This is a genomic window from Kitasatospora sp. NPDC048540, from assembly GCF_040651175.1.
In the GTDB taxonomy this organism is placed as follows: Bacteria; Actinomycetota; Actinomycetes; order Streptomycetales; family Streptomycetaceae; genus Kitasatospora.
On record NZ_JBEZIR010000121.1, the window covers coordinates 18,224 to 27,573 of the forward strand.

Genomic DNA, 9,350 nt, shown 5'->3' on the forward strand with positions numbered 1-9,350 from the left:
CCCGCAGCCGGTTGCACGGGACGGCCCAGGACCCGCCGCCCGGACCGTACACGGCCGCGCGAACCCGGCCTGCCGACCGGCGCCCGGCCATGAGAGGGTCGGCCCACGACGGCGGGAGGAGGGCCGGTGGACGGGAACGGCAAGGCAGCGGCGGGACGGGTCCTGGTGGTGGACGACGACGCCGCCATCCGCCGCTCGCTGGAGCGCGGGCTGCGGCTAAGCGGCTTCACCGTGGTGCTCGCCGAGGACGGCCGCACCGCGCTGCGCCGGCTCACCGAGGCACCCGCCGACGTGGTGGTGCTCGACGTGTCGATGCCCGGCATGAGCGGCACCGAGGTCTGCCGAACGCTGCGCGCCGCCCGCGACGACACCCCGGTACTGATGCTCTCCGCGCTGGACGAGCTCGCCGACCGGGTGGCCGGCCTGCAGGCCGGCGCCGACGACTACCTGGTCAAGCCGTTCGCCCTGGAGGAACTGGTGCTGCGGCTGCACGCCCTGCTGCGCCGCCGGCCCGCCCCGCCCGGCGACCGGTTGCGGGCGGGCCCGCTGACGATCGACCCGGCCACCCGGCAGGCCCGCTGGGACGACCGCGAACTGCGCCTGACCCGACGCGAGTTCGAGCTGCTCACCCACCTGGCCAGGAACGCCGGGATCGTCCTGAGCCGGGACCAGCTGCTGGACCGGGTCTGGGGCTACGACTTCGAGGTGCGCACCGACGCGGTGGACACCTTCGTCAGCTACCTGCGCCGCAAGCTGGAGGAGGGCGGCCGGCCCAGGATCATCCACACCGTCCGCGGAGTCGGCTTCGTCCTGCGCCTGCCGGCCGGCCACCCCGCACCGGACAGCCCCGCGCCGCACAGCCCCGCGCCGCGCAACCCCGCCCCCGGCGGTCAGGCGTGAGGCGGCGAGCGACAGGAGGCACGGCCGGGCCGGCCGGACCGGGCCGCCCCGGGCCGCTCGCCCGCGGGCGGCGGCAGCGCGGCATCCGGCTGTCCACCCGGATCGCGCTCTGGGCGACCGTCCTGGTCCCGCTGCTGGTGGTGGCGTTCGGCCTGCTGCTGCTCCCGCTGGTCAACCGCGACCTGCACCACCAGGAGGACGCCGGCCTCACCGACCGCGCCGCCGCCGTGCTGCCGAGCGTACGGACCCTGCTCGCCGCCGACCGCCGGGGACGGCCCAAGGCCGAGCAGAACCAGCAGCGCAAGGTCATCAACGACGCCCTGGACTCCGGGGTCCGGGTCGCCGCCCAGGACGGCGACGTCCTGGTCGCGATGGGCCCGCAGCCGAGCGACTCGGTCCGGCTGCCGACCCGGCCCGGCGGGCCGGTCACGGTCCGCGGCGGCGGGCAGGCCTGGCGGGTGCTCACGGTCAGGATCGAGGGCGCCGCCCCCGGCACCCTGTGGCTGGTGGTGCCGTCGTCCAGCACCGAGCCCCAACTGACCGCGGTCCGGCGCCGGTTCCTGCTGATCGCCCTGGTCTCGGCCCCGGTCTCCGGCCTGATCGCGCTGGCCGTCGCCGAACGCGGCACCGCATCCCTGCGCCGGCTCAGCCGCCGGGCCGCCGCGCTCGACCCCGGCGCGGGCGCCGCCGGCTTCGCCCACGGCCGGACCGGCACCGCCGAGGTCGACGAACTCGCCGCCGCCATCGGCCTGGTGCTGTCCCGCTACGACGAGCAGGCGGCCCGGACCGCGCAGGCCCTGGACACCGCCCGGTCGTTCTCCTCGGCGGCCTCGCACGAGCTGCGCACCCCGCTGATGAGCATGCGCACCAACCTCGACGTCCTGTCCGCCCATCCCGAACTGCCGCGCGCCGAACACACCGAGGTGGTCCAGGAGCTCCAGCAGGACCACGCCCGGCTGCTCGAACTCCTCACCGCCCTGCACACGTTGGCCCGCGGTGACCTGGTGGAGGTCTCCGCGTTCAGCTCCCCCGACCTCGCGGAACTGGTCGACGCCGAGGTCGCGGAGGCCGCCCGGCGCCACCCGCACGCCAAGATCCACGCCGAACTGCCCGCCGGACTGCGGGTGTTCGGCTGGGAGCCGGGCCTGCGGATCATGCTGGCCAACCTGCTCGGCAACGCGGCACTGCACGGCCGCGAGCAGGACGGCGGCACCCGCATCCTGGTCCGGCTGCAGGCCGAGGACGGCCGGGCCCGGCTCACCGTCGACGACCACGGGCCCGGCATCCCGCCGGAGGAGCGCGCCACGGTGTTCCACCGCTTCCACCGCCGCCAGGACAGCCCCGGCTCCGGGCTCGGCCTGACCCTGGTCGCCCAGCAGGCCGCCCTGCACCGCGGCACCGTCACCATCGGCGACGCCCCCGGCACGGGCGGCTGCCGGTTCACCGTACGGCTGCCGCTGCCGCACCCCGACGCCGCGGCCGAACCGCTGCCGCCGCGCCGCGACTGGCTCTCCGGCTGACCGGCCGACCGGCCGCCGGGCCGTCCACAGGGATTCCACAAGAACGGGTCCTACGCTCCTGACGGGTCGGAGCCGAACGGCGTCCGAGAACCGGAGGAGATCGCCGTGCCCGTGAACCGTAAGGCCGCCGCAGCAGCAGCCGTCGCCTCGCTCGCCGTCGCCGGCGCCCTGCTGGCCGCAGCCCCCGCCCAGGCCGCCCCGACGCCGACCGGCGACGGCTCCAAGGCCATCTGCAAGCGCCTGCCGAAGACCGAGGAGCGGGTCACCAAGGCCCTGACCCGGCTGAACGGCGACGCCGGTGTGGTCGGCTCGGTGGCCCGGCTGGAGCAGCGCGTCAACAACGCCAAGAGCGCCGGCCACACCGAGATCCAGACCTACCTCAACGACCGCCTCACCTACCGCAAGGGCCTGGTCACCACCCTGCAGACCCGGCAGAACGACCTGAAGTCGGTCGCCACCTGGTGCGGCACCCAGAGCGGCAAGTGACCGCCCGCCCCACCGCGGCCCTCGCCACCCTGGCACTGACGGCCGCCCTGCTCCTCACCGCCTGCGGCCCGAACGGCGCCACCCCGCAGCAGGCCGCCCCCTCCGCCTCCGTCGACCAGGCCCAACTCGACAGCCTCCAGCAGAAGTTGGACGCCGCCGAAAGCGCCGCCGCCGAGGCCGACCAGAACGCCACCGAGGACAACTGACCCACCCACGAGCCACCGTAGACCTGCCCTTCCCCGGGGGCAGGTCTACGGTCGTCCGGGGCTCCACCGGGCACGTTGGCGGGATCCACCGCCCACGGAGGGTCCCGCGTGATATCTACACATGGACGGGTGTCCGAGGGGGTTCAGGGGGAGCCGATGGATCACGACCTGGTGACCGCACCGCTGTCCGGGATCGCCGCCGGGGACTCGCGCGAGCTGGACCGGGTCTGCGAGGAGGTCGCCGGTGCGCTGATCGACCACGGCATCGAGCCCGAATTCACGGTCACCAGCTCGGACTTCGCCGCCGACCCGTTCCTGATCTGCGCGGACCGCTACTGGCGTCGGCGGTTACTGGCCGGCCCGACGGTCGAGGAGGCCGCCGCCTGCGGACGGTGGCTGGTGGCGCACGTGGCCGCCGCCGACCGTCCGACGGTGACCGGCAAGTGGGCCTCCGGCTACGCCTTCATCACCCGCGACACCGTCCAGTCCGACACCGAACTCGCCCTGGCAGCCTTGCAGCTGACGGCCGAACCGGACGGCTCGGTGGTGCGGTTCGCTGCCCTCTACCAGGCGAGCAAGCTGCAGGCCAACTTCCAGTTCGACGCACTGCGCAGGTTCATCGAGGGCTCCCCCTTGATGGCCCGCTGCCCGGCGGGCGATCCGCTGGTGGCCGCGTACGGTGCCTTCGCAGCACTCGGCAGCCGGTCCTCGTCGACCGCCTACGGGATCGAACTGCTCGACCGGGCGTGGAACGCCCCGGACCGCAGCCGGCAGGTGACCGACATCTGCCTGCACGCACTGTGGGCGGCCCGCCCCTTCGACGACCAGGGCGAGCTGCTGCGTGCCAGGTCGGAGCAGGCCCTCGCCGACCATCCGGACGCGCACATCTTCCACTTCCGGCTGGCGTCCGGGCTGCGGATCTGCGAGCGCTTCGACGAGGCCCTGGATGCGATCGACGCCGCTCTCGCGCAGTTGCCCGCCATCGGGAGCCGGGGCAGCCACGGCCTCCTCCAGGAGCAGTACCTGCGCGAGCGCCACACCATCCTGGACGGGCGCCAGCGCGCCGTCTGGGCCACCCGGCAGCAGCACCTCTGGGACCAGCAGGACGCCGCCAACCAGGAGCTGCGGAGCACGCTGGAGTCCTCGACGGTGCGGGCCGTCGAGCTGGTCGCGGTGTTCACGGCCGCCATCGCGTTCGCCGTCGGATCGCTCCAGGTCACCCTGAGCGGCCAGCTCGGCCTCGGCGACCGGCTCTGGCTGCTGCTCGCCCTCGGCGGCGGCCTGCTGGCCTTCTCGCTGCTGACCGTGGGGGGCGCCTGGTTCCTCACCCGCCGCCGATCCTAGGAACGACGCCGGCACGGAGTGTCACCGGGCCGCCGGGTGGGGGAACGGGGTGGTCCAGGGGGTGGGCCGGGCTTGACTCGGTGGGGGATTGTCGTGAACGATCTGGCGCATGAAGCCCGGCACCGCTCTGGTCTGCCGCCTGCACGTCGATCTGCGACGCCAGGCGAGCGACATGTGTGCCCGCTGACCGATTCGGTCAGCCCCGTGTCGTCGTCCGGGGCCCTGTTCCACCGATCGTCGTTCCACTGATCGTCTCTGCCGCCCTTCCGGTCGGCGCCCGCGCCGGTCGCCGTCGGCTGCGCAGGGTCGCCGCCGTTCCCTTCGGCCTCGTTGAGGACATCCGATGAGTGTTGTGAGCCTTCAGCCGGCACCGGCCGGCACCGCGCGGCCACCTCGGCCGCTGACCCCCGACGCCCTGCGGGCGGTCGTCCGCGATCTGGCGGAGCGCCCCGAGGAGTGGATCCACCGGGTCCGGCTGGCGAGCGGGGACCGCTGGTACGAACGGCTGGCGGCCGACCGGGACCACGAGGTGTGGCTGATCAGCTGGCTCCCCGGGCAGTCGACCGGTTTCCACGACCACGGCGATTCGGCCGGTGCGTTCACCGTCGCGCTGGGCGAGTTGGAGGAGCTGTCGCTGGCCGGCCCCGACCAGGGCCTGCTGATCCGCCGTCTGGCACCGGGTGCGGTACGGGCGTTCGGGCCGGACTACCTGCACGACGTCCGCAATTCGGCGGCCGGTCCCGCGGTGACGATCCATGCGTACTCGCCGCCGCTGAGCGGGATGTCCCGCTACGACCTGCGGGCCGGCGGTCTGGTGCGGACCGCGGTGGAAGGGCCGGAGCAGTGGTGAGCGCGGTGGACGCACTGGTGGCGCGGTCGCGGGTCGGCGTGCACCGGCCGGGGCCGGTACAGGCGCAGGAGGCGGCCGGCCGCGGCGCGCTGCTGGTGGACATCCGTCCGGCCGCGCAGCGCGCCCGGGAGGGCGAGATCCCCGGCGCCCTGATCATCGAGCGCAACGTGCTGGAGTGGCGGCTGGACCCGACGGGCAGTCACCGCATCCCGGAGGCCACGGGCAGCGAGCTGGAGGTGATCGTGGTCTGCTCGGAGGGGTACGCGTCGAGCCTGGCGGCCGCGAGCCTGCGGGAGCTGGGCCTGCACCGGGCCACCGATCTGGACGGCGGTTTCGTCGCCTGGGCGGCGGCCGGGCTGCCGACCCGGACGGCGGATCGGGGTTTGGGCTGAGGCCCGCCCGGGCAGCCGTGCTGGCGGACCATTCGACAATTGTTCGATAAGTTCGGGCATAGCCGGGCCGCCCGACCGGTTGGACCGTCAGGAGCCGTCCCGTTCACCCGCCCGGCTGCACCAGAACCACCGAGCCCGAACCACCGACCCCGAACCACCGACCCGCACGACCGACCCCGGCACCATCCGCTCCGTTCCACCGTACGGCCACCGCTAGGAACACCTCTGTGATCAGATTCGACGGCGCCGCCAAGCGCCACCCCGACGGCACGGTCGCCGTCGGAGGCCTTGACCTCGACGTCCCCGCGGGCCGAATAACGGTGCTGGTCGGGCCGTCCGGCTGCGGGAAGACCACGATCCTGCGGATGGTCAACCGGATGGTCGAACCGACCTCCGGCCGCGTCCTGCTGGACGGGGTCGACGTCGCCGAGCGGAACGCGGCCGAGCTGCGCCGCGGCATCGGGTACGTGATCCAGCAGGCCGGCCTGTTCCCGCACCGCCGCGTGCTCGACAACATCGCCACCGTGCCGCGCCTGCTCGGCTGGGACCGCAAGCGGGCCCGGGCCCGCGCCGCGGAGCTGCTGGAGCTGGTCGGGCTGCCGCCGGAGGCCGGCGGCCGGTACCCGTACCAGCTGTCCGGCGGCCAGCAGCAGCGGGTCGGGGTGGCCCGGGCGCTGGCCGCGGATCCGCCGGTGCTGCTGATGGACGAACCGTTCAGCGCGGTCGACCCGGTGGTCCGGGCGGGACTCCAGGAGGAGTTGCTGCGCCTGCAGTCGGAGCTCAACAAGACGGTGCTGTTCGTCACCCACGACATCGAGGAGGCCGTCCGCCTCGGCGACCAGGTGGTGGTGCTCCGCGAGCACGGCGAGATCGCCCAACTCGCCGATCCGCACACCCTCCTGACCGCCCCCGCCGACGACGGCGTGGCCGCCTTCCTGGGCCGCGACCGCGGCCTGCGGGGCCTCGGGCTGCGCCCGGCCGACGGCCTCCCGCTGGAGCCGCCCGGCCACCGCCCCGGCGGCTGGGAGCTGGCGCTGGACGGTTCGGGCCGCCCGGCCGGCTGGCGGGCCCCGGGGGACGCCACCCTGCACCCGGCGCCGGTCTTCCACCCGGGCCGCGACACGCTGCGCAGCGCGCTGGACGCCGCGGTGCTGTCCCCGGCGGGCGTCGCCGTCGCCGTGGACGACACCGGCCGGGCCACCGGTCTGGCCGACCGCGCCACGATCCTGGCCGCCACCGGGCCGCAGGCCGCACCGGTGCGCACCGAGCACGGGGTGGCGCCCGGTGGACGGTGAACCCCTGGTCCGCTGGCACTGGATCGGCGACCATCTCGGCTACCTGCGCGACCTGACCCTGGACCACGCGGTGATCGCCCTGGTCCCGGTGCTGATCGGGCTGCTGGTCGCGGTGCCGCTCGGCCTGGCCTGTGTCCGCTGGCCGAGGCTGTACCAGCCGCTGGCCGGCCTGTTCAACGTGGTCTACGCGCTGCCCTCGCTGGCGGTGTTCGTGGTGCTGATCCCGTACACGGGGCTGGCCACCCGCGCCACCGTGATGGTCCCGCTGACGTTCTACGCGGTCGCGGTGCTGCTGCCGACCACGGTGGACGGGCTGCGCGCGGTGCCGGAGGCCGTCCGGCAGGCGGCCACCGCGATGGGCTACGGGCCCTGGCACCGGCTGACGGCGGTCGAGCTGCCGGCGGCGGTGCCGTTCCTGACGGCCGGTCTGCGGGTGGCGGCGGTCGCCTCCATCTCGCTGGCGGCGGTCGGCGCGCTGGTCGGCCGCGGCGGGCTCGGCTACCTGTTCATCGACGGCTTCCAGCGGACCTTCCCGACGCCGATCGTGGCGGGGATCGTCCTGGTCGCCCTGCTGGCCCTGGTCACCGACCTGCTGCTGGTGCTGCTGCGCCGGCTGCTGGCCCCCTGGGCCCGGCGGACGGGGGCCGGCCGGTGAACTGGCTGAACTGGCTGAACTGGCTCAACACCTTCTTCTCCGCCCCGGACCACCGCAGCGGTCCCGACGCGATCGTCCACCGGATCGCCGAGCACCTGGTGATCTCCGGCGAGGCGCTGGCCATCGCGGCGGTGCTGGCGGTCCCCGTCGGGCTGCTGATCGGCTACACCGGGCGGGGGACCTTCGTGGTCACCGCGCTCACCGGCGTCGCCCGCGCGCTGCCCACCCTCGGGCTGGTGACGCTGGCCGTGCTGCTGGCCGGGGTCGACGACCTCGCCGTGCTGATCCCGCTGGTCGCGCTGGCCGCGCCGCCGCTGCTGGTGGCCACCGCGGAGGGCATCGCGGGCACCGATCCGGAGGTGCGCGACGCGGCCCGGGGCATCGGCCTGACCCACCGGCAGGTGCTGTTCGGGGTGTGCGTCCCGGCGGCGCTGCCGACGGCACTGGCGGGTGTGCGGACCTCGGCCGTCCAGGTGATCGCGACCGCGACGGTGGCCGCCTACGTCGGTCTCGGCGGCCTCGGCCGGTACGTGATCGACGGGCTGGCCACCCGCAACTTCCCGACCACGCTCGGCGGCGCCCTGCTGGTGGTGCTGCTGGCCGTGGCCACCCAGCTGGTGTTCGCCCTGCTGATCCGTCTCACCCTGCCGCCCGGCGAACGCGTCCGGCGGTCCGCACCCTCCACCAAGGAAGCACTATGACGTCCCGTCTGGTCAGAATCGTCACCGCCACCGCGATCGTGCTGGGCGCGGCGGCGTGCAGCTCCTCCGGCGGCGGCGACCCGCTGGCCGCGCCCAGCGGTACCGGTGCCCCGGCGGGCGGCAGCGGGAAGACCGTGGTGGTGGGCTCGGCCAACTTCCCGGAGAACGTGCTGCTCGCCTCGATCTACTCGCAGGCCCTGAAGGCCAAGGGGGTCAAGGTCGAGGAGAAGTTCAACATCGGCAGCCGCGAGGTGCTGTACGGGCAGCTGCAGAGCGGCAACCTGACCGTGCTGCCCGAGTACAACGGCGCCCTGCTCGGCTACCTGGACCCGAAGGCCACCGCCACCGGCACCCAGGACGTCAACGCGGCGCTGCTGCAGAAGCTGCCCGCCGAGCTGGCGGTGCTGGACTCCTCGGCCGCCGAGGACAAAGACTCGCTCACCGTCACCCAGGAGACGGCGGACAAGTTCCACCTGAAGTCCATCGCCGACCTGGCCGGCAAGGCCGGCGAGTTCACGGTCGGCGGCCCGCCGGAGTTCAAGTCGCGCCGGGAGCAGCAGTTCAAGGACGCGTACGGGCTGACCTTCAAGGAGTGGAAGCCGACCGCCGACACCACCGCGAACGCGCTGAAGGACGGCTCGGTCCAGGCCGGCAACGTGTTCACCACCGACCCGCGGATCGTCCAGTTCAAGCTGGTGTCGCTGGCCGACCCGAAGAACGTGTTCAGCTCGCAGAACGTCACCCCGCTGGTCAACAAGGCCGGGGTGGACGCCACCGCGACCGCCGCGCTGAACGCGGTCTCCGCCAAGCTGGACACCGCCGGGCTGACCTCGCTGATGACCAAGGTCTCGGTCGACAAGGAGGACCCGCAGAAGGTCGCCAAGGACTGGCTGACGGCCAACAACCTCGGCTGAGTCCCCGCGCGGACCCGACCGACGGCCCCTCGGGCCGGACGCCCCCCCGCGCCCCGCCCGAGGGGCCGGCGTCATCCGGACCCGGAG

General features: G+C 74.2%; 11 protein-coding genes. All 11 read left to right on the top strand.

The genetic code is table 11. The features are described from left to right. Positions 1-126: 126 nt before the first annotated feature. Complete coding sequence (locus AB0D08_RS32600; RefSeq protein ID WP_359893849.1) at positions 127-900, top strand: response regulator transcription factor; 774 nt, start codon at positions 127-129, stop codon at positions 898-900. Beyond that, a complete protein-coding gene (locus AB0D08_RS32605) occupies positions 897-2,420 on the top strand; it encodes a HAMP domain-containing sensor histidine kinase (RefSeq protein WP_359893850.1) in 1,524 nt (507 codons plus the stop codon). The genes AB0D08_RS32600 and AB0D08_RS32605 overlap by 4 nt, the downstream gene beginning before the upstream one ends. 105 nt (positions 2,421-2,525) lie before the next feature. After that, complete coding sequence (locus AB0D08_RS32610; protein WP_033818609.1) at positions 2,526-2,906, top strand: hypothetical protein; 381 nt, start codon at positions 2,526-2,528, stop codon at positions 2,904-2,906. Beyond that, the gene (locus tag AB0D08_RS32615) at positions 2,903-3,112 is read left to right on the top strand and encodes a hypothetical protein (protein WP_033818608.1); all 210 of its coding nucleotides are present in this window, start codon (positions 2,903-2,905) and stop codon (positions 3,110-3,112) included. Before AB0D08_RS32610 ends, AB0D08_RS32615 begins: the two co-directional genes overlap by 4 nt. Before the next feature lie 156 nt (positions 3,113-3,268). After that, positions 3,269-4,456, top strand: a complete 1,188-nt coding sequence (locus tag AB0D08_RS32620; protein ID WP_359893852.1) for a hypothetical protein — start codon at positions 3,269-3,271, stop codon at positions 4,454-4,456. Between the two features lie 343 nt (positions 4,457-4,799). Beyond that, the gene (locus AB0D08_RS32625; protein ID WP_359893854.1) at positions 4,800-5,306 is read left to right on the top strand and encodes a cysteine dioxygenase family protein; all 507 of its coding nucleotides are present in this window, start codon (positions 4,800-4,802) and stop codon (positions 5,304-5,306) included. Beyond that, complete coding sequence (locus AB0D08_RS32630; RefSeq protein ID WP_082526272.1) at positions 5,300-5,698, top strand: rhodanese-like domain-containing protein; 399 nt, start codon at positions 5,300-5,302, stop codon at positions 5,696-5,698. The genes AB0D08_RS32625 and AB0D08_RS32630 overlap by 7 nt, the downstream gene beginning before the upstream one ends. 227 nt (positions 5,699-5,925) lie before the next feature. Beyond that, complete coding sequence (locus AB0D08_RS32635; RefSeq protein ID WP_033818605.1) at positions 5,926-6,993, top strand: ATP-binding cassette domain-containing protein; 1,068 nt, start codon at positions 5,926-5,928, stop codon at positions 6,991-6,993. Continuing rightward, on the top strand, positions 6,983-7,648 hold the full coding sequence (locus AB0D08_RS32640; protein WP_033818604.1) for an ABC transporter permease: 666 nt from the start codon (positions 6,983-6,985) through the stop codon (positions 7,646-7,648). The genes AB0D08_RS32635 and AB0D08_RS32640 overlap by 11 nt, the downstream gene beginning before the upstream one ends. Further along, entirely contained in the window at positions 7,645-8,349 is a 705-nt protein-coding gene (locus tag AB0D08_RS32645; protein WP_359893857.1) for an ABC transporter permease subunit, read from the top strand. Before AB0D08_RS32640 ends, AB0D08_RS32645 begins: the two co-directional genes overlap by 4 nt. Beyond that, complete coding sequence (locus tag AB0D08_RS32650) at positions 8,346-9,263, top strand: ABC transporter substrate-binding protein (protein WP_359893859.1); 918 nt, start codon at positions 8,346-8,348, stop codon at positions 9,261-9,263. The genes AB0D08_RS32645 and AB0D08_RS32650 overlap by 4 nt, the downstream gene beginning before the upstream one ends. Positions 9,264-9,350: the final 87 nt, after the last annotated feature.

Excerpts from the sequence above, each read along its gene's own strand:
- AB0D08_RS32620 (WP_359893852.1), top strand. The coding sequence starts at position 3,269 with ATGGATCACGACCTGGTGACCGCACCGCTGTCCGGGATCGCCGCCGGG.
- AB0D08_RS32650 (WP_359893859.1), top strand. The coding sequence starts at position 8,346 with ATGACGTCCCGTCTGGTCAGAATCGTCACCGCCACCGCGATCGTGCTG.
- AB0D08_RS32625 (WP_359893854.1), top strand. The coding sequence starts at position 4,800 with ATGAGTGTTGTGAGCCTTCAGCCGGCACCGGCCGGCACCGCGCGGCCA.